Source organism: Stenotrophomonas sp. Steno-Z10-HUANG (assembly GCF_056393075.1).
Genome location: NZ_JBWJPA010000006.1, coordinates 1 through 18671, shown reverse-complemented (window position 1 = coordinate 18671; position 18671 = coordinate 1). Strand labels below are relative to the sequence as shown.

Annotated in this window: 14 protein-coding genes; 9 read left to right on the top strand and 5 right to left on the bottom strand. The window is 70.6% G+C overall.

The features are described 5' to 3' along the window. The first annotated feature begins 48 nt into the window (after nucleotides 1-48). The 6 genes from AC06E6_RS09645 to AC06E6_RS09620 all read left to right on the top strand — a co-directional run bounded on the left by AC06E6_RS09645 (nucleotide 49) and on the right by AC06E6_RS09620 (nucleotide 9929). On the top strand, nucleotides 49-423 hold the full coding sequence (locus AC06E6_RS09645; RefSeq protein WP_161614327.1) for a hypothetical protein: 375 nt from the start codon (nucleotides 49-51) through the stop codon (nucleotides 421-423). A gap of 259 nt (nucleotides 424-682) precedes the next feature. Continuing rightward, nucleotides 683-1603 carry a helix-turn-helix transcriptional regulator gene (locus AC06E6_RS09640; protein ID WP_313249773.1) on the top strand — a complete coding sequence of 307 codons (921 nt, stop codon included), beginning with the start codon at nucleotides 683-685 and terminating at the stop codon, nucleotides 1601-1603. Between the two features lie 59 nt (nucleotides 1604-1662). After that, nucleotides 1663-4278 (top strand): TonB-dependent receptor plug domain-containing protein, encoded by a 2616-nt coding sequence (locus AC06E6_RS09635; protein WP_240212958.1) that lies wholly within the window; start codon nucleotides 1663-1665, stop codon nucleotides 4276-4278. A gap of 149 nt (nucleotides 4279-4427) precedes the next feature. Next, nucleotides 4428-5888: a Wadjet anti-phage system protein JetA family protein gene (locus tag AC06E6_RS09630; protein ID WP_478061126.1), complete on the top strand. Its 1461-nt coding sequence runs from the start codon at nucleotides 4428-4430 to the stop codon at nucleotides 5886-5888. Further along, nucleotides 5885-6511 carry a DUF4194 domain-containing protein gene (locus tag AC06E6_RS09625; RefSeq protein WP_478061124.1) on the top strand — a complete coding sequence of 209 codons (627 nt, stop codon included), beginning with the start codon at nucleotides 5885-5887 and terminating at the stop codon, nucleotides 6509-6511. Before AC06E6_RS09630 ends, AC06E6_RS09625 begins: the two co-directional genes overlap by 4 nt. Continuing rightward, complete coding sequence (locus AC06E6_RS09620; protein WP_478061122.1) at nucleotides 6498-9929, top strand: SbcC/MukB-like Walker B domain-containing protein; 3432 nt, start codon at nucleotides 6498-6500, stop codon at nucleotides 9927-9929. The genes AC06E6_RS09625 and AC06E6_RS09620 overlap by 14 nt, the downstream gene beginning before the upstream one ends. A gap of 47 nt (nucleotides 9930-9976) precedes the next feature. On the opposite strand, the gene gloA is transcribed toward AC06E6_RS09620, so the two are convergent. The 5 genes from gloA to AC06E6_RS09595 form a co-directional block, all read right to left on the bottom strand. Then, nucleotides 9977-10495: a lactoylglutathione lyase gene (gene gloA, locus AC06E6_RS09615; protein ID WP_478061121.1), complete on the bottom strand. Its 519-nt coding sequence runs from the start codon at nucleotides 10493-10495 to the stop codon at nucleotides 9977-9979. Nucleotides 10496-10602: 107 nt separating this feature from the next. Next, a complete protein-coding gene (locus AC06E6_RS09610; RefSeq protein ID WP_478061266.1) occupies nucleotides 10603-11100 on the bottom strand; it encodes a DUF411 domain-containing protein in 498 nt (165 codons plus the stop codon). A gap of 70 nt (nucleotides 11101-11170) precedes the next feature. After that, complete coding sequence (locus tag AC06E6_RS09605; protein ID WP_478061119.1) at nucleotides 11171-12445, bottom strand: copper resistance protein B; 1275 nt, start codon at nucleotides 12443-12445, stop codon at nucleotides 11171-11173. Further along, nucleotides 12442-14217: a copper resistance system multicopper oxidase gene (locus AC06E6_RS09600; RefSeq protein ID WP_478061117.1), complete on the bottom strand. Its 1776-nt coding sequence runs from the start codon at nucleotides 14215-14217 to the stop codon at nucleotides 12442-12444. The genes AC06E6_RS09605 and AC06E6_RS09600 overlap by 4 nt, the downstream gene beginning before the upstream one ends. A 173-nt stretch (nucleotides 14218-14390) precedes the next feature. Further along, entirely contained in the window at nucleotides 14391-14768 is a 378-nt protein-coding gene (locus AC06E6_RS09595; protein WP_478061115.1) for a CopL family metal-binding regulatory protein, read from the bottom strand. A 122-nt stretch (nucleotides 14769-14890) separates the two neighbouring features. Between AC06E6_RS09595 and AC06E6_RS09590 the strand changes: the two genes are divergently transcribed. The 3 genes from AC06E6_RS09590 (at nucleotide 14891) to AC06E6_RS09580 (ending at nucleotide 18513) form a co-directional block, all read left to right on the top strand. Beyond that, the gene (locus AC06E6_RS09590; protein ID WP_104937952.1) at nucleotides 14891-16012 is read left to right on the top strand and encodes a PLP-dependent cysteine synthase family protein; all 1122 of its coding nucleotides are present in this window, start codon (nucleotides 14891-14893) and stop codon (nucleotides 16010-16012) included. A gap of 38 nt (nucleotides 16013-16050) precedes the next feature. Further along, on the top strand, nucleotides 16051-18075 hold the full coding sequence (locus AC06E6_RS09585) for a M3 family metallopeptidase (RefSeq protein WP_478061265.1): 2025 nt from the start codon (nucleotides 16051-16053) through the stop codon (nucleotides 18073-18075). Nucleotides 18076-18162: 87 nt separating this feature from the next. Next, nucleotides 18163-18513: an SH3 domain-containing protein gene (locus tag AC06E6_RS09580; RefSeq protein ID WP_161614342.1), complete on the top strand. Its 351-nt coding sequence runs from the start codon at nucleotides 18163-18165 to the stop codon at nucleotides 18511-18513. The last annotated feature ends 158 nt before the right edge of the window (nucleotides 18514-18671 follow it).

Below are 18671 nucleotides of genomic sequence, written 5' to 3'. Positions count from 1 at the left end.
CCTTGTGTCCGTGCCCATGCCGGGCACGGCATGAAGAAGGAAAGCACCATGTACCGATATCTGATGATCGTCCTAGGCCTGGCCGCCGCCGCCATGTTGCCCGTGGATGCCGTGGCGGCTGGCAAGCAGGGTGATGCCACGCCGGCGTCCTGCGTCACCCTGTCCGGCCAGCACAAGGCGGCGCGCGTGGGCGGCGAGGGCATGGTCATCGCTGATGGCGACAAGCATTTGCGCCTCGATTTCGGCGGTTACTGCGAGGCGATGATGCGCAATTCGAACATCGTGATCGCCACCGATGGCCGCCAGAACGTGGTCTGCACCGAAGGCAGCGTGGTGACTTCCCGGTCCGGCCGCTGCGCGGTGCGCGGGATGCGCGCGATCGACGAGGCCGAGTACAAGCGCCTCGCGCGCCGGCGCAACTGACCCGACACCCCGTGATCCAACGCAGGCCCGCACCGTCCTGGTGCGGGCCTGCGCGTTCGTGTGTCCGCCGCGGACGCCGGATACGCGGCGCAGCCAGTGCGCACGGGCTGTCCGCACTGTCCGCCTGTCCGCCGCGCGGACGCGGCAAGGCTCTGTGGCACGCCGCCGGCAGCGGATTTCGGAAAGATTTCGGCTGCATTTCCGGCATTTCGGCACGCGGACGCGCAAACAGATGGCCAGTTCCAACAAAGGAGTGGTCATGCAGGTGCAAATGCAGGTGTTGTGGCTGGACCGTGGTGATACGCGCGAACTGGAGCAGGTGGGCGATGCCGACCTGCCGCTGCTGGCGACGCTCGCGCGCGGTGCCAGCCTGGCGCTGGGCGCGGCCGAGGCGTCGTTCTGGCTGGTGCTCCGGGGCGAGCTGGACATTGCCGCGCGGGCGGGTGCGTTCCGGCTCGGGGCCGGCCAGTGGATCCACTTCGACCGTGGCGCGCACCCGCTGCTGCATGCCGGTGAACGCACCGTCGCCGTCGGGCTGGTGTTGCCGGCGGCCCTGCAGATGCGCCTGCTGCGCTCGCCGCAGCTGGCGCTGTTCCCGGGCCGTGGCAGCGCGACGGGGCTGGCACGGCGGCTGCTGGCGCGCCGCTGGCGCGCGGTGCTGGGGCGCCCGGGCCGCGGCATGCAGGCGACGCCCGCCGACCGCTGGCAGGTGGAACGGCTGCTGCGCGCCCTGGCCGGGCTGCAGCAGGGCCAGCAGGCGCTGATCGCGCGCTGCCCGGGGCGTTCACTGTCGCACCGGCGGCAGGTCTATGCGCGCATGCAGCGCGCCCTGCAGTACATCGAAGGACATACCCACCGGGTGGTCAGGATCGGCGAGCTGGCCGAGCTCAGCAGCATGTCGGTCTGGTACTTCACCAAGACCTTCCGTGCGGTCTACGGCGAATGCCCGCAGGCCACCTCGGTGCGGCTGCGGCTGGCCAGCAGCGCGCGCCTGATCCGCGACACCTCGCTGTCCATCACCGAGGTGGGCGCGGCCAGTGGCTTCGAGAACAACTGCAGCTTCTCGCGCGCATTCCGCACCCGCTTCGGCGTGTCGCCGTCGCTGTACCGCAGTGGCGCGCAGGCGCTGTCGACAGACCCTGCAAACCCAATGGACAGGGCATGCGGCGCAGTGGCGTGAGCGGCTCATTAACGTCGTGTGGCGTTGACGTCCCACCAACATTACCTGGAGAGAAATCCGTGAAACATCGCTGTTCCAAGCCGGTCGCCCGGCTGGCCGTGCTCCCGCTGGGCATCGCCGCCGCACTGGTCCCGTTCGCTTCGCTGGCGCAATCGCAGCCGGACGTGCGCAGCCTGGACCGGATCGAAGTCACCGGCTCGCGCATCAAGCGCGCCGACATCGAGGGCGCGGTGCCGGTCACCGTGATCGACCGCGCCGCGATCGACGCCAGCGGCCATGTCTCGGTGGCCGATGTGCTGCGCGATACCACGTTCGCCTCGTTCGGCAACTTCAGCCCGCGCTCGGGCAGCAGCGCCCAGGGCGTATCCGACGTCAACCTGCGCGGCATCGGCTCGGACCGCACCCTGGTGCTGGTCGATGGCCGCCGCGCGCCGTACGCGCCGTCGCTGGGCAGCAATGCCGACCTCAACACCATCCCGATGGCGGCGGTGGAGCGCATCGAGGTGCTGTCCGACGGCGCCTCCGCACTGTACGGTTCCGACGCCATCGGTGGCGTGGTCAACATCATCCTGCGCAAGGATTTCGACGGCGCCGAACTGCGTCTCGGCAGGGGATCGCCCGATGTCGCCGGCGGTGACACCGAGGAGGGATCGCTCCTGCTCGGTACCTCCGGCGAGCGCGGCAACCTGATGTTCGGCGCGTCCTACAACGCGCGCGGCATCGTGTTCACCCGCGACCAGCTCGGCGGCGACACGCGCGGCAGCTCGCTCTATGGCAACAATTTCTACTTCGAGAGCGCGACCAGCCCGGGCGAGGAGGGCGATGCCGGTGGTGCGCTGCCGGGCTATGCCTGCAAGGATCCGAACTTCTGGATGAACGGCAGCAACTGCGTCTACGACTACAACGCGGTGGCCGCCAACGAGGCCTCGATCAAGAACAAGGCCTTGTTCGCGCGCGGCACCCTGCGGGTCAACGACGCGGTGTCGCTGTACTCCACCGCCAGCTACAGCCATGCCAGCAGTTTCGGCCGCTACGCGCCGACGCCCGGGGTGCTCTACGTGGCGGAGAACTCGCCCAACGACCCGGTGCCCGGCGACGGCCTCGGCGCCTTCATCTACCACCGCTACGCCGCGGCCGGCAACCGCGACAACTACATCGACAACACCGTGCTCGACCTGGGCGTCGGCGTGGACTGGCAGGTCAATGACCGGCTCAGCGTGGATGCCGGCGTGCGCCGCAGCGACGCGCGCCTGCGCGACCAGGGACGCGGCTACATCGTCACCCCGCTGGCCGAGGCCGCCGCCGCCGATGGCCGCTACAACCTGCGCGACCCGTTCGGCAACCCCGACGAGGTCATCAAGGGCTTCACCACCACCACCAGCCGCGAGGGCAAGTTCGTCATCGACGAGCTTTACGCCAACGCCAGCCTGGACCTGTTCGACATGGCCGGCGGGCGCTCGGCGCTGGCGTTCGGCCTGGAGTCGCGCCGCGAAGACTATGCCGACACCTACGATTCATTGTCCGAAGCCGGCGTCGTGGCCGGCTCCTCGGGCAACTCGGCGGCCGGCAACCGCCGCGTGCAGGCCGCCTTCGCCGAATGGCTGCTGCCGGTGGCGGACGGGTTCGACTTCACCCTGGCCGCGCGCTACGACCGCTACAGCGATTACGGCGGCGACCTGTCGCCCAAGCTCTCGCTGCGCTGGCAGCCGCTGGCCAACCTGACCCTGCGCGGTTCGGTCGGCAAGGGCTTTCGCGCGCCCAACCTCAACAGCATCCATGCCAAGCGTTCGTTCTCGGCCGAGCACGTGCAGGACTACCGCAGCTGCCTGGCGGTGGGCTATTCGTCCGCCCAGTGCGGCGGCGACGCCAATAACGACGGCATCGCCGATGGCCCGGTCAGCAAGGACGTCAGCTACCAGGTCGATACCTGGTCCAGCGGCAACCCCGCGCTGGGCTCCGAGCATTCCCGCCAGTACAGCCTGGGCCTGGCCTGGGACCCGCTGGACTGGCTGAACCTGACCTTGGACTACTACCACATCCGCATCGACGACCGCATCCGCCAGATCGAGTACCAGGAGCTGGTGGAGTTCGACAACAACGGCCTGCCGCTGCCGGCCGGAACCTCGGTGGAGCGACGCGCCAACGGCTCCATCCGCGAGATCAACACCGCCTATGCCAACGAGGGCGACCTCAGCACCCGCGGCCTGGACCTGAACCTGCGCGGCCGTTTCGACGGCGGCGGCTGGGGCCGGCTGGAGAGCTGGCTGCAGGTGGCGCGCGTGCTGGAGTTCAAGGTGACCGACGGGGCCACGGTCAAGGACCGGCTGGGCTGGGCGGCCGCCCCGGAGATGCGCGGCAGCCTGCGCAACATCTGGAGCCGCGGGGACTGGAGCGTCAACTGGAACGTCAACTACATCGGCGACCAGCGCAACCCCGGGGTCAAGCCGACCTTCGGCTTCCTGGCCGGCGACCCGGGCACGCGCGTGGGCAGCTATGTCACCCATGACCTGGCGCTGACCTACAAGGCGCCGTGGAACGCCGGCATCACCCTGGGCGCCAACAACCTGGGCAACCGCTACCCGCAGCTGGTCGAAACCGACGGCCGGCCCTGGAACTTCAACCTGTACAACGCCTACGGCCGCATCGTCTACCTGCGCTACACGCAGAAGTTCTGAGCCGCCACCCGGGCTGTTTGCCACGACGGGCGCCCCGGTGGCGCCCGTCGTCGTTGCGGCCCCGCGACCCTCCCGCGCCGGGGGCCGCCGGCGGCGGCGATATGCCACAATCGCCGCCGCACGGCAGGAAGCTGCAGGACCCCGACGTTTTGACCACCACCACCGCCACGACCACCCCGCCGCTGTTCTCGGTCGTACCCGCCGGCATCTTCGGCCCGCTGGCCTCGGCCAACCGCCAGAACTACTGGTCGCTGCTGTGCCGGATGTTCGACGAGTTCTTCGGCCCGGACGCGCCGGTGCCGCCCAGCCACGGCTTCCCGCGCCGCGAGATCACCGCCGCGATCGAGCGCTACCTGCTTGCCGACGACCCGTGGGAAGACGAGGACGGGCAGGCCCCGGACGCGCTGCTGAACGTGCGCGCCAGCGCCATCCACGACCGCTTCCGCGCCGCCGGCTGGCTGCGCCAGGAACGCATCGGCGCGCGCGAGATGGTGACCATGCCGCCGATGGTGGCGCAGCTGCTGTCCACCCTGGTGGAGTTCAGCGAGCACGGCCCGACCTTCGTCTCGGCCAAGATGCGCTCGGTGGAGCTGCAGCTGCAGCAGGTGGCCGAAGGCCGCCTGGACGGGGGCATCCTCGACGAGGCCGCCGACCAGGCGCGGCGGCTGCTGGTGTCGCTGGCCTCGATGAGCCTGCAGGTGCGCGACCTGATGCCGGAACTGAGCAAGGCCGAGACCACCGCGCAGTTCGCCCGGCAGTGGTTCGAGCGCTACGTCGGCCAGCTGTTCATCGGCGACTATGCCGAACTGCACCGCGCCGACCACCCGATGGCGCGGCGCAGCTCAATCCTGGCGATGGTGCAGCAGCTGGAGTCCGGCGCGCAGCGCGAAGCGCTGGTGGCCTGGTACGCCGAACATGTGACCGGCGGCGACGCCGCGCGCGCCCAGCAGCGGCTGTCACGCAGCCTGGGACGGCTGCGCGAGCTGGAACGCATCGACGAATACCTGGCCCGGCTGGACGAGGACATCCGCCAGGCCAACCGCCGCGCGCTGGCCTTCCTCGACTACCGCCTGCGCGCCCCCGACCGGCTCGACGTGCTGCTGCGCCGCGCCTGCCGCGGCGTGCTGTCGGCGCCGGAGGACGCGCTGCGGCTGCCAGTGGCGCCCGGCCCGCTGATGGACGAAGCACGCCTGCGCCCGCCGCACCGCAAGCCGGCGCCGATCCCGCGCAGTGCCAACGCCACCACGCCGCCCACGCCGGAGCAGCTGGCGCGGCTGTCGCTGCTGCGGCGGATGAAGCGCGCACGCCTGGTCAACGCCGAGGACATGGCGCGCTACGTCGGTCGCCACCTGCGGCAGGGCGCGGCGGTCGATTCGGCGCGGCTGGACATCGCCAGCATCGAGGACCTGCGCGCCTACCAGACCCTGCTCACGCTGGCCCTGCGTGGCAACCGCGTCGGCGGCCTGCGCCGCGAGGACCCGCTCAGCCGCCTGCTGCGCGGTTTCCGCGTCGAGCTGCTCGATGCCGGCAACGGCGACCACAACGATTACCTGCGCGGCCCGCGCTTCCGCATCCTGCGGGTCGGCGCAAAACTCCCGGAAACCGCATGAAACGCAGCTGGAACACCCTGAGCCAGATGTCCAACGGCACCTATGCCGTGCAGGACTTCGAGCGCGCCGCCTACCGCCTGGCCACCGAGCAGGTGCTGTACGCCACCGACCCGCGTTCGCGCGTGGCCTACCACCTGGTGGAAGACCATTACCCCGATTTCGTCGCCGCGCTGGAGCCGCTGGGCATCCGCCTGGAGCGCAACGCGCATTACCGCTACGTGGTGGCACTGCCGGCCCATGGCGAGGGCGCGCCGGTGACGCTGGACGAAACCCTGGCCCTGCTGGTGCTGCGCCAGCGTTACGACGAGGCCATGCGCCAGGGCTTGATCGAGGACCACGGCGAGGTGGTGGTGGAACTGCCGGACCTGCAGGAGAGCTGGCAGGCGCTGACCGGCCGCGCGATGCCCGACGTCGGCTCGCTGCGTGCGCTGGCGCGCACGCTCAAGCGCTGGGGCGTATGCCGGCTGATCGACTCCGAAGGCGACGACCCGCAGCCGTTCCACCTGCGGGTGCGCCCGGCCATCGTCGAGATCGTCGGCGAGCAATGGCTGCAGCGCCTGGACCAGCACAACCGCGACGAGGCCGGCGACACCGGCGCGGAGGACGACGATGCAGCAGCTTGAACGCATCCACCTGGTGCAGTTCTTCCTGTTCGAGGCGCAGAGCCTGCAACTGGACGCGACCAGCGCCATCATCGCGCCCAACGGCGCCGGCAAGAGCGCGCTGCTCGACGCGCTGCAGATCGTGCTGCTGGGCGGCGACCGCAGCCGCATCCGTTTCAACGCCCAGGCCGGCGGCAGCCACCGCGCGCGTACCATCCGCGACTACTGCCTGGGCGTGTTCCGCAGCGGCGAGGAAGGGCGCAAGCGCCGCACCGCCACCACCTACATCTCGCTGGTGTTCCGCGACACCGACACCGGGGTGCCGCTGACCGCCGGCATCGCGCTCGGCGCCTCGGTCGACGAGCCCGAACACCGCACCCACGGCCTGTACCTGCTGCCGGGCGTGGCGCTGGCGCTGGACGAGCACCTGGAGCGGGTCAAGGGCAAGGAACTGCCGCTGGCCTGGAATACCTTCCGCGAACACATCGCGCGCCGCTGCAAGGAGGTGGGCGAGACCCCGCAGCTGCATCCCAATGCCGAACGCTTCCTGCGCGACCTGCTGCTGCGGCTGCGCGCCAGCCCGTCGGCCAGCCCCGACCTCAACGCCTACCGCAAGGCCTTCCTCAACGCGCTGAACCTGCAGCGGGTCGAGGACGTGGACCTGTTCGTGCGTACCCTGGTGGCCGAGGACCGGCCCACCGACATCGCCCGCTTCCGCGCGCTGCTGGACAGCTTCCGCCAGATCAAGGAGAAGATCGAACAGGTCAAGCAGCGCATCGACGCCGCCGAGGGCGCGGAGCGCCAGTACGAGAAGATCGCCGCGCAGGCCACCCGCGCCGCCTCGGCGCGCGCACTGGCCGCCGAATATGCCCGCGACCTGTACAGCGAACAGCTCGACCAGGCCGAAGGCGCGCTCGCCACCGCGCAGAACACGCTGGCCGACACCCGTCGCCGCCTGGCCGACACCCGCGTCGAACGCGACACCCTGCGCGAGGAACAGGCCCGCGCCAACGCACGCCTGCAGGGCAGTACCGGCTACGGCGAGCAGGCGCAGCTGGACGAACTGGCCGGCCGCGACCGCGACCGCCTCGCGCAGCTGAAGAAGGACCTGGCGCGCGAAGTCGGCTTCGTGCGCGACCAGTTCCGCCAGCTCGACGCGCTCGCGCTGGACGACATCGACGCCGCCGCGCTGGCCGGCGCGCGCGCAGCGTGGGACGCGTGGCATGCCGAACTGTCGGCGCTGGCCGCCGAGGCCGCCTTGCCATGGACCCCGGACGACCTGTTCGCCGGTGCGCGCCAGGCGTTGCGCGCCGCCGCCCCGCTGCGCGAGCGGGTCGACCGCCACGCCCGCCAGCTGCACGCGGCCCACGACAAGGCGCGCGACGCGCTGGAGACCGCGCGCCAGAACCAGAAGCGTCTGGCCGCCGGCCAGGCCGAACTGCACCCCGACACGGTGCGGCTGATGAGCTACCTGCGTGATGCCGGCATCGACGCGCGCCCGGTCTGCGACCTGGTGCGGGTCACCGACGCGACCTGGCAGCACGCCATCGAAGGTTATCTGCGCAGCAACGTCGAAGCCCTGCTGATCCCGGACAAGGACGAGGAACGCGCGGTCAAGCTGTACCGCGGCCTGTCCGGCGGGCGCTCGGTGTATGGGGTCAAGCTCGCCCTGTCCAGCCATGCACGCAGGTCGCGTGGCGCCGACGAGCCGGAGAGCGGCAGCGTCGCCGCGCTGCTGGAGGGCGTCAACGCCGACGCACTGGCGTTCCTGCGCCGCCAGCTCGGCGAGCTGCGTTGCGTCGAAACCGAGGCCGAGCTGGTACGCAGCCGCCAGGGCCTGACCCGCGACGGCCTGCTGGCACGCGGCGGCAGCATCGAACGCCTGCGCCTGCCGGCGGCCGGCGACCTGCGCATCGGCGCCTCCGACAATCGCGCGCGGCTGCGCGTGCTGCACGAGGAAATCGAGAAGGCCGAACAGGAGTTGCGCCAGATCGAGCCGCGCCTGCGCCGCGCCGATGACTGCCAGCGCGGCCTGGCGCGGCTGGCCGATGCCGACGCGGTGGCGCAGGCGCTGCACGAGCGCGTGCTCGAACACCGCCAGGTGGCCGAACGCTACCGCAGCGCGCAGGAAAGCCGCCTCGCCTCGCTGGACCCGGACCTGCTGCGCCTGTCCGAACAGCTGCGTGAACTGAACGCCCAGCTCGCCGGCTGCGAGCAGCGCGCCGACGCGCTGGTCGGCCAGGAAGCCGTGGCGGCGGCCGACCTCGAGCGCACCCAGGCCCTGCTCGAAGGCCTGCGCCAGCAGGAAGAACTGATCGCGCGGCGCGCGGTGGACGCCTTCGCCGATGCGGACGTCGATCCGAACCGGGTCGAACGCCAGCGCGAGGAGCTGGACGAAAAATATCCGTCGCTGGAAGAACGCGCGCGCCGCTGCGAGGAGCGCGCCAGGGACAGCGACGCGCAGCTGGCACGGCTGCTGCCCGAGGCCTGGAGCGGTCTGGCGCAGTACGCGCGCGACCATGGGCTGGAGCTGGATTTCGACGCCAGCGCCTGGCGCCCGGCGCGCAGCCTGCTGCAGCGCGAACTGACCCAGCTGCGCGATACCGAGCTGGTGCAGTACGAGGCCGAGGCGCGCCAGGCCTACGCCACCGCCGTGGATACCTTCCGCACCGGCGTGGCCTCCACCCTGTACGACAACTTCACCCGGCTCAAGACCCAGATCGCCACGCTCAACCGCACCCTGCGCGCCAGCCCGGCGTTCTCCAACAACGAGCGCTACCAGTTCCATTACGAAGTGGTGCCGGAGTTCCGCGAACTGCACCGCTTCATCCAGCGCGCCGCCGACATCGGCGGCGAGGACACGCTGTTCGAGAGCGCCGGCCAGGTGCCCGAGGCGTTCCGCGCGCTGGTCGAGGACAAGGCCGCCACCCACGTGGCCAACTCGCCGCTGGACGACTACCGCCGCTTCTTCCGCTTCGAAGTGCAGATCCGCCAGGACGACCGGGTGATCGGCAGCCTCAGCGAACGCATGCGCTCGGGCTCCGGCGGTGAACACCGCGCGCCGCTGTACGTGATCGCCGGCGCCGCGCTGGCCGCGGCCTACGGCAAGAGCGAAGCGCACCCGGGCGGGCTGGGGCTGATCCTGCTCGACGAGTTCGGCGACAAGATCGACGCGCAGAACGCGCGCGCCACCACCAACTACCTGCGCTCGCTGGGCCTGCAGCTGGTGCTGGCGGCGCCGGACACCGCCCAGGGCACCCTGTCCGGCGTGCTCGACAGCTACATCGAACTGTTCCGCGACGGCGACCTGCTGCAGGCCGAGCGCATCGAAGTCACCGAAGCCGCGCGCACCCTGCTGCTGTCCGACCAGTTCGACCTGCACCCGGAACTGCTGGCGGCGGAGACCGAACGCATCGCGCGCGAGCAGGCGCCGGCGTGACGCAGCAGTAGCCGCGGCCCGTGCGCCGGCCGCGGCTACCGGCGACCTCAGCGGTTGCCGATGATCTCGACCCAGTAGCCGTCCGGGTCCTTGATGAACGCCAGGTTCTTCATGCGCCCGTCCTGCAGGCGCTTCTGGAACGGCACGCCCAGTTCCTCGAAGCGCGCGCAGGCCGCTTCCAGTGCCGGCACCGACACGCAGATATGGCCGAAGCCGCGCGGCTCGCTGTTGCCATCGTGGTAGACCGGGCCGTCCTGGTGCTCGGTGCCATGGTTGTGGGTCAGTTCCAGCACGCCGGGAATGCCGGCCATCCACAGCCGGCGCGCGGCGTCATCCTCGGGCACCTGCATGCCCGCCGGTACGTAGGCCAGGAAGTACAGGCTGAAAGCGGCCTCCGGGAAGTCGCGCCTGTCGACCAGGCGGAAGCCGAGCACGCGGGTGTAGAAATCCAGCGAAGCGGCGATGTCCTTGACCCGCAGCATGGTGTGGTTGAAGACGAAGCCGCTGGTTTCGGCCGGTGGCTGCGCGGCCACGCCGGGCTGCTGGTGGAGAGCGTTCAGGCTCATGGCGGTGTTCCTGATATGGGGGAGAGGGCGATTCTAGAGCGCGGCGCGGCAATGCACCGGGAACGCAGCGTGCCGCGTTCCCGGTGGCGTGCGCCGTTGCCTGCCGCTCAGGGGTGCCGGGCGTAGGGCCGCAGGCTGCCGTCCTTGCCCAGCAGGTCGACCGTGAACGTCTCGCGGCGGCCATCGGCGGACTCCATGCCCGGAGAACCGATGGGCATGCCCGGCAGCACCAGCCCGCGCGCGGCCGGCTTCTCGCGCAGCAGACGCTGCACGTCCGCGGCCGGCACGTGGCCTTCCAGCACGTAGCCACCGACTTCGGCGGTATGGCATGACGCCTGCGACAGCGGAATGCCGAGGCGCTGCTTCACCGCGGCCATGTCGGTACTGTCATGGGCCACCACGGTGAAGCCGGCCGCGCGCATGTGCGCGATCCAGCCGTTGCAGCAGCCGCAGTTGGCGTCCTTGTGGACGTGCACGACCTGCGTCGCGTGGGCGGCGTGCGCGGCTGCCGGTGGCTTGCCCGCCGCCGCTGGCGGGGCGGCATCGCAGGCGGCGACGGCGAAGACGGCGCTGGCGACGATCAGCACGGATATCGTCCTGTGCAGCAGTGTGTTCATGTGGATCTCCTTCGGAAGGGGGCGGAACGCCACGGGGCATTCCGCCGTGGGGGCGGGGTCAAAACCAGAACCGCACGCCGGCGACCCAGCGCGATTCGCGAGCGGCTTCCCCGGCGTCGCGGTGCAGGTCGGCACTGCGGCCGAAGCGCCGCTCATGCACGAAGCCGACGTAAGGCGCGAAGCGGCGGGTGATCTCGTAGCGCAGGCGCAGGCCGGCGCCGACGTGGCCCAGTCCGCTGCCGACGCCGCGGCGCGGGTCGTCGTCGGCGGCCACGCTGGCCTCCAGCGACGGCTGCAGGATCAGCCGGTTGCTCAGCAGCAGCGAGTACTCCGCCTCCACCGCCAGTTCGGCCCGGCGCGGCCCACCCAGGTAGGCGGTGGCGGCGAACTCGAACTTGTATGGCGCCAGCCCCTGCACGCCGATGGCGGCGCGGGTCAGCCCGGGCGCATCGCCACCGTCATGGCGGACGCCGCCGACCAGGTCCCACCACGGCGAGATCGCGCGCCCGTAGAGTGCGTCCAGCGACCATTCGCCGAACCGGCCCTCGCTGCGCTGGCCGTCGCTGCGCAGCCACAGGCGGTCGATGTCGCCGCCGACCCAACCCTTGGCCGCCCACGACTGGCCACTGCCGCGGGCGTTGTCCCAGGCTTCCAGGTGATCGAACAGCACCAGGCTGTTGATGCCGGGCGCGTGCTGCATCGCATGCGGCGCGAGCGCCGGGAACGCCGCCGCCAGATCCGCGGCGGTCGGCGCGGGAATCGGCTCGCGCGGCGCCTGCATGGCCGCGGCGCCATGGCCGGCGTGATCGGCATGCGTGGCATGCACGTCCAGGCCGTTGGCCGCAGAACCATGGCCGGCATGGGCGTCGCCGGAGGCAGGCCGCGATGGGGGTGCGGCGGGAGTGGCATGGCCGGCATGCGGATCATCGCCGTGCATGGACTGCGCGGCGGATGCCGGCATCGCATGGCCGGCGTGCGGGTCCGTGGCCGGTTGTGGCGGTACCGCGTCGGCCGCAGGGGCCGCCGCCGCGGCATGGCTGGCGTGCATGTCCGCGGGTGCGGACGTGCTGGCCGGCATCCGGTGGCCCGCATGCGGGTCGGGGGCCGGTGCGGCCGGTTTCGCCGCTGCCGCGTGGGCGGCGTGGTGCGCGTGCGGGTCGGCCTCGGCGGCGTTGCCGGGCGACGCAGGCACGTGGCCCGCATGCGGATCCGGCTTGGCGCTGGCGCCATGGCGGTGATGGCCGTGGTGGCTGGCATGCGGGTCCTGCGCGGCGGCGTTGCCGGTGGCCGCGGCCAGGGCGATGAACAGCAGCGATCGGGTACGTGTCTTCATGCCTCGATCCTCACTTCGCGCATCATGCCCGCTTCCATGTGGTACAGCAGGTGGCAGTGGAACGCCCAGCGCCCCAGCGCATCGGCGCGCACACGGTAGCTGCGGCGGGTGCCGGGCGGCATGTCCACGGTGTGCTTGCGCACCTGGAACTGGCCATTGGCATCCTCCAGGTCGCTCCACACGCCATGCAGGTGGATGGGGTGGGTCATCATCGTGTCGTTGACCAATACGATGCGCATGCGCTCGCCGTAGTTCAGCCGCAGCGGCTCGGCACCGGCGAACGGGACGCCGTCGAAGTTCCAGGCGAACTTCTCCATGTGCCCGGTCAGGTGCAGCTCGATCTCGCGGCCGGGTTCGCGTCCGTCCGGGTCCTCGAACAGCGAGTGCAGGTCGGCATAGGCGAGCACCCTGCGGCCGTTGTCGCGCAGGCCGATGCCGGGGTCTTCCAGCCGCGGCGAACTGGCCGCGCTCTGCATGTCCACCAGCGGATTGCCGCGCTCGCCGGGTGGATGCTTCGGCGCGCTGCCACCGCCACTGCCGTGTCCGCCGTGGGTGCCATGCGCTGCCTGTCCGGCAGGCTCTCCGTGCGTCATCGGCATGTCACCGTGGCCGCCGCCGTGGTCGTGGGCCATGTCGGCCATGGTCAGCAAGGGCCGCGGGTCCAGCGCCGGTACCGGCGCCTGCAGGCCGTGGCGCACCGCCAGCGTGCCGCAGGCATGGCCGGTGCGGCCCATGTCCTGGGCGAAGATGGTGAACGCGTCCTGGCCGCTGGGCTCGACGATCACGTCGAACGTCTCGGCCACCGCGATGCGGAACTCGTCCACGCTCACCGGGTGGATGTACTGGCCATCGGCCGCCACCACGGTCATCTTCAGCCCCGGGATGCGCACGTCGAAGTAGGTCATCGCCGAGCCGTTGATGAAACGCAGCAGTACTTTCTCGCCGCTGCGGAACAGCCCGGTCCAGTTGCCGGCCGGCGCGGTCCCGTTCATCAGGTAGGTATAGGTGTGGGCGTTGATGTCGGACAGGTCCGACGGCGTCATCCGCATCCGCCCCCACATGCCACGGTCGGCGAGGGTGGCGCGCAGGCCGTCGCGGCGGGCATCGCGCATGAAATCGCCCACCGTGCGCTGGTAGGTGTTGTCGTGCATCGGCATCTTCTTCATCCGCCGGTACAGCGCGGCCGGGTCCAGGTCGGTCCAGTCCGACAGCAGCACCACGTGCTCACGGTCGACGCGGTACGGCGGCGGCTCCAGCGGATCGATCACCAGCGCGCCGTACAGGCCCGCCTGTTCCTGGAACAGCGAATGGCTGTGGTACCAGTAGGTGCCGGACTGGCGCAGCTGGAAGCGGTACTGGAAGGCCTCGCCGGGGGCGATGCCGTCGAAGCTCAGCCCCGGCACGCCGTCCATGTTGGACGGCAACAGGATGCCGTGCCAGTGGATCGAGGTCATCTCGTCGGCGAGCGTGTTGGCCACGCGGATGCTGACCGTATCGCCCTCGCGCCAGCGCAGGATCGGCGCCGGCAGCGAGCCGTTGACGGTGACCGCGCTGCGCGCGCGGCCGGTGAAATCGACCGTCGAGCGGCCGATGGCCAGGCTCAGGTCGGTGCCGCGCAGCTCGCTGGCGGCCATCGCCCGCGGGACGGCGGCGAATGCGTCGGATGCGCGCCACAGGCCGCTGCCGGCGACGACGCCGCCCAGGGCCAGGCCCTGCACGAAGCGGCGCCGCGACAGCACCGAGCGCGGGTCGGAAAGGAAATCGTTATTCATGGGAACTCCATCGGTCGCCCGCCGGCGAAGGCGGGCGGCAACTGCGGATTTGCCGGGGGCGCGCGGGAGGCGCCGGCGGAAGGCGGCGACCGACGTCACCCGCGCTACGCGCTGCGTGCCCCGGGGGGGATGGCCGTCACGCGCGAATGGCCCGCGCGGCGGCAACAGCCGGATCAGGCGATGGGCGGCCGGTGCAGCTGGCGCGGACGCACGTCGTAACGCCCTGGCGTGGGCGCGCCGGGCTCGGTCGCGCGGGCGATGGCACTGGCCGGCGACGCCAGTGGCGTGGGCAGCATGTTGCAGTGCTGGGTGCAGTCGCACTGCTTGCCGTCGTCGCAGGGCGACGCGGGAGCCGGGGACGGCTTGGACGCATCGTGCAGGCCGCCGCCGTCATGGCAGCAGCCGTGACCCATTTCCATGTCCGTGGACATGGCCGCGACCGGCGCGGCGGCGGCGGCCGGCATCGCCATCGCCGTGGCCGACCACACCGACCCGATCGCACCGGCGATCAGGGACAGGCACAGCAGCAGGGGCAGCAGGATGCGCGGCACGCGGCGTCGGTAGGGAAACCTGCGCGCACCATACCACCGTGCGGCGCGCGCCGCTGCCCGCGGCGGCAGCGGTTGCCGTCCGCAGTAGAATCGGCTTCAGCTTTCATTAGAGTGTGTGATCCATGTCCCAGCGCGCCTGGGTGGCGGCGGCCATCCGCAAGATCGAAGCCGATTTCAACCGCTCGGCCGATACCCACCTGATCCCGGTGGACCTGCCCGGTTTCCCCGGCATCGACGTCTACCTGAAGGACGAATCCAGCCACCCGACCGGCAGCCTCAAGCACCGCCTGGCGCGCTCGTTGTTCCTGTATGCGCTGGCCAATGGCTGGCTGCGCGAGGGCTGCCCGGTGATCGAGGCCTCCAGCGGCTCGACCGCGGTGTCCGAGGCCTACTTCGCGCGCCTGCTGGGGCTGCCGTTCATCGCCGTGATCCCGGCCAGTACCTCGCCGGAGAAGATCGCCGCCATCGAGTTCCAGGGCGGGCGCTGCCACCTGGTGCAGCGCGCTTGTGATCTGAACTGCGAATCCGAACGGCTGGCGCGCGAAACCGGCGGCCATTTCATGGACCAGTTCACCTACGCCGAGCGCGCCACCGACTGGCGCGCCAACAACAACATCGCCGAATCGATCTTCAAGCAGATGGCCGAGGAGCCGCATCCAGTACCGGAATGGATCGTCTGCAGCCCGGGCACCGGCGGCACCGCGGCCACGCTGGGGCGTTATGTCAGCTACCGCCGCCACGACACCCTGATCATGTGCGCGGACCCGGAGGTATCGGTGTTCTATGACGGCTACTGCGCCGCGCTGGCGGGGGCCGACTGGCGCGACCTGACCTGCGAAGGCGGCTCGCGTGTGGAGGGCATCGGCCGCCCGCGCGTGGAGCGCAGTTTCATCCCCACCTGTGTCGATGCCATGGTCAAGGTGCCCGATGCCCTGAGCCTGGCCGCCATGCGCCACGTCAGCGCCACCCTCGGGCGCCGCGTCGGCGGTTCCACCGGCACCAATTTCATCGGCGTGCTGCAGGCCGCGCAGCTGATGCGCGATGCCGGCCGTGACGGGTCCATCGTCAGCATCCTCTGCGATGCCGGCGAGCGCTATGCGCACAGCTATTACGACCCCGCCTGGTACGACCACCAGGGTATCGACGTGGCCGCCGCCGACGCCGCCGTCGCCGCGGCGGTGAACGGGCAGGGGCTGCCGGCGCTGCCTTGTGCGTGGCTCGAGCCGTCGCCATATCGGAGCTGATACCAGCCACGCCGGACCCGTTTCCAGGACTGCCCATGATTGCCAACCCCCTGCTCGACTTCTCCGGCCTGCCGCGATTCGACGAGATCCGCCCGGAGCACGTCACTCCAGCCATCGATGTCCTGCTGGCTGAAGCCGAAGCCGCGGTGAAGGCCGCCGAAACCGTCGCGCCGGTGAGCTGGGAGGCCTTCGTGACGCCGTTGGACGACGCCACCGAGCGGCTGTATCGCGCCTGGGGCCAGGTCGCCCACCTGCAGGCGGTGGCCGACACCCCGGAGCTGCGCGAGGCCTACAACGCCAACCTGCCCCGGATCAGCCGTTTCGGCAGCGCGATGGCGCAGAACCCGGCGTTGTATGCGCAGTACAAGGCATTGGCGGCGTCGCCGGAGGCCGCGGCGTTCGACCCGGCCCGGCGCAAGGTGCTGGACAATGCCCTGCGTGACTTCCGCCTGGGTGGCGCCGAGCTCGACGAGGCCGGCAAGGCGCGCTTCGCCCAGGTCCAGCAGGAACTGTCGGCGCTGTCGGCGAAGTTCTCGCAGAACGTGCTCGACGCCACCGACGCATTCGCCCTGTATGTCGAGGACGAGGCCGAACTGTCCGGCCTGCCGGCCGATGTGCGTGCCAGCACCCGTGCTGCCGCCGCCCGGGAAGGGCGCGAAGGCTGGAAGCTGACCCTGCACATGCCCTGTTACCTGCCGGTGCAGACCTATGCGGACAACCGCGCGTTGCGCGAGGCGCTCTACCGCGCCCATGCGGTGCGCGCGTCCGAATTCGGCGACGCCGCGCTCGACAATGGCGGCAACATCGACCGCATCCTCGCGCTGCGCACCGAACTGGCCGCACTGTTGGGGTTCGACAATTACGCCGCGTATTCCATCGCCACCAAGATGGCGACGGGCCCGGCGCAGGTGCTGGACTTCCTGCGTGACCTGGCCGCGCGCGCGCGGCCGCATGCGCAGCGCGATCGCGCCGAACTGGAAGCCTTCGCCCGCGATGAACTGGGGTTGGGCGAGATGCAGGCGTGGGACCTGGCCTATGCCAGCGAGAAGCTCAAGCAGGCGCGCTACAGCTATTCCGAGCAGGAGGTGAAGCAGTATTTCACCGAACCGCGGGTGCTCGCCGGCCTGTTCGCGGTCATCAAGCGCCTGTACGGCCTGGAGGTCCAGCCGGACCGGGCGCCGGTCTGGCACGAGGATGTGCGCTTCTACCGCCTGGTCGACGCCGACGGCGCGCTGGTCGGCCAGTTCTACATGGACCTGTATGCCCGCGAAGGCAAGCGCGGCGGCGCGTGGATGGACGACTGCCGCAACCGCCGCGTCACCGCGGCCGGCGTGCAGACCCCGCTGGTCTACCTAGTCTGCAACTTCGGGCGTGGCAGCGATGGCAACCCGGCCACCTTCAGCCATGACGAGGTGACTACCGTGTTCCATGAGATGGGGCATGGCCTGCACCAGCTGCTCACCCGCATTGGCGAGCTGGCCGTGGCCGGCATCAATGGCGTGGAATGGGATGCGGTCGAACTGCCCAGCCAGTTCATGGAGAACTTCTGCTGGGAATGGGAGCAGGTGCAGGCCATGACCGCGCACGTCGACAGCGGTGCGCCGCTGCCGCGCGCGCTGTTCGAACGCATGCTGGCCGCCAGGAACTACCAGAGCGGCATGTTCACCGTGCGCCAGCTGGAGTTCGGGCTGTTCGACATGCTGCTGCACAGCCAGTACCAGCCTTCCCAGGAAAACGTACTGCAGCTGTTGGGGCGCGTACGCGGCGAGGTCGCAGTCAACGTCCCGCCGGAGTGGAACCGGTTCCCGCACCAGTTCAGCCACATTTTCGCGGGCGGCTATGCGGCCGGCTACTACAGCTACAAATGGGCCGAAGTGCTCAGCGCCGATGCCTACGCCGCGTTCGAGGAAGCGCCCGACCAGGTCGCCGCCACTGGCGCGCGCTTCCGCGACGAAGTGCTGTCGCGCGGCGGCAGCCGCAGTGCGGCCGAGAACTTCCTCGCGTTCCGCGGGCGCGAACCGCGGATCGATGCCCTGCTGCGGCACAGTGGTATGGCCGCCTGACGGCCATGGGCATCGCCCCGGCGGGATTCAGCCGCGGTGATGCCTGGCCGCGGTATTGATGGACGCTCTTCTCCGCAGGGACCGGCCATGCCCCGTCTCATCCCGCGCCTTGCCGCTGCCGCCGCCATCATCGCGGTGGTGCTGTGGTTCCAGCCCGAAATCGTCGAGCCGCCGGCCAAGGTGAGTGGCAGCGGCCTGAACCTGCGCAGCGCGCCGGACACGCGCGCCGACCGGGTGGCGGTACTGCCGGTCGGCACCACGGTGGAAGTGCAGCGCTGCCTGGACGACCTGAGCTGGTGCAACGTGCGCCACGGCGAACAGAGTGGCTGGGTGGCGGCGGACTACCTGATCGCCCGGGCCGATGGGCGGCGCGTGAAGGTGGCCGAAGCGGGCAGGGAACTGGGCGTGGTCATCGAAACCGCCAAGCCCGGCGGCTGAGCCGGCGTTGTCGCATCGGTTCACACCGCGCATGCGGGAAGTGCAGGTGATGTGTATTTGCCTCTTCCCAAAACCTGAAACAGGTTGCATACTTCCGCTCCTTCGCCGCCGGCCGGTGGTTGGCAGCGAAGGCAGGAAGTTGAAGTCACCCTCACGCA

Excerpts from the sequence above, each read along its gene's own strand:
- AC06E6_RS09645 (WP_161614327.1), top strand. The coding sequence starts at position 49 with ATGTACCGATATCTGATGATCGTCCTAGGCCTGGCCGCCGCCGCCATG.
- AC06E6_RS09640 (WP_313249773.1), top strand. The coding sequence starts at position 683 with ATGCAGGTGCAAATGCAGGTGTTGTGGCTGGACCGTGGTGATACGCGC.
- AC06E6_RS09625 (WP_478061124.1), top strand. The coding sequence starts at position 5,885 with ATGAAACGCAGCTGGAACACCCTGAGCCAGATGTCCAACGGCACCTAT.
- AC06E6_RS09620 (WP_478061122.1), top strand. The coding sequence starts at position 6,498 with ATGCAGCAGCTTGAACGCATCCACCTGGTGCAGTTCTTCCTGTTCGAG.
- gloA (WP_478061121.1), bottom strand. The coding sequence starts at position 10,495 with ATGAGCCTGAACGCTCTCCACCAGCAGCCCGGCGTGGCCGCGCAGCCA.
- AC06E6_RS09605 (WP_478061119.1), bottom strand. The coding sequence starts at position 12,445 with ATGAAGACACGTACCCGATCGCTGCTGTTCATCGCCCTGGCCGCGGCC.
- AC06E6_RS09600 (WP_478061117.1), bottom strand. The coding sequence starts at position 14,217 with ATGAATAACGATTTCCTTTCCGACCCGCGCTCGGTGCTGTCGCGGCGC.
- AC06E6_RS09590 (WP_104937952.1), top strand. The coding sequence starts at position 14,891 with ATGTCCCAGCGCGCCTGGGTGGCGGCGGCCATCCGCAAGATCGAAGCC.
- AC06E6_RS09580 (WP_161614342.1), top strand. The coding sequence starts at position 18,163 with ATGCCCCGTCTCATCCCGCGCCTTGCCGCTGCCGCCGCCATCATCGCG.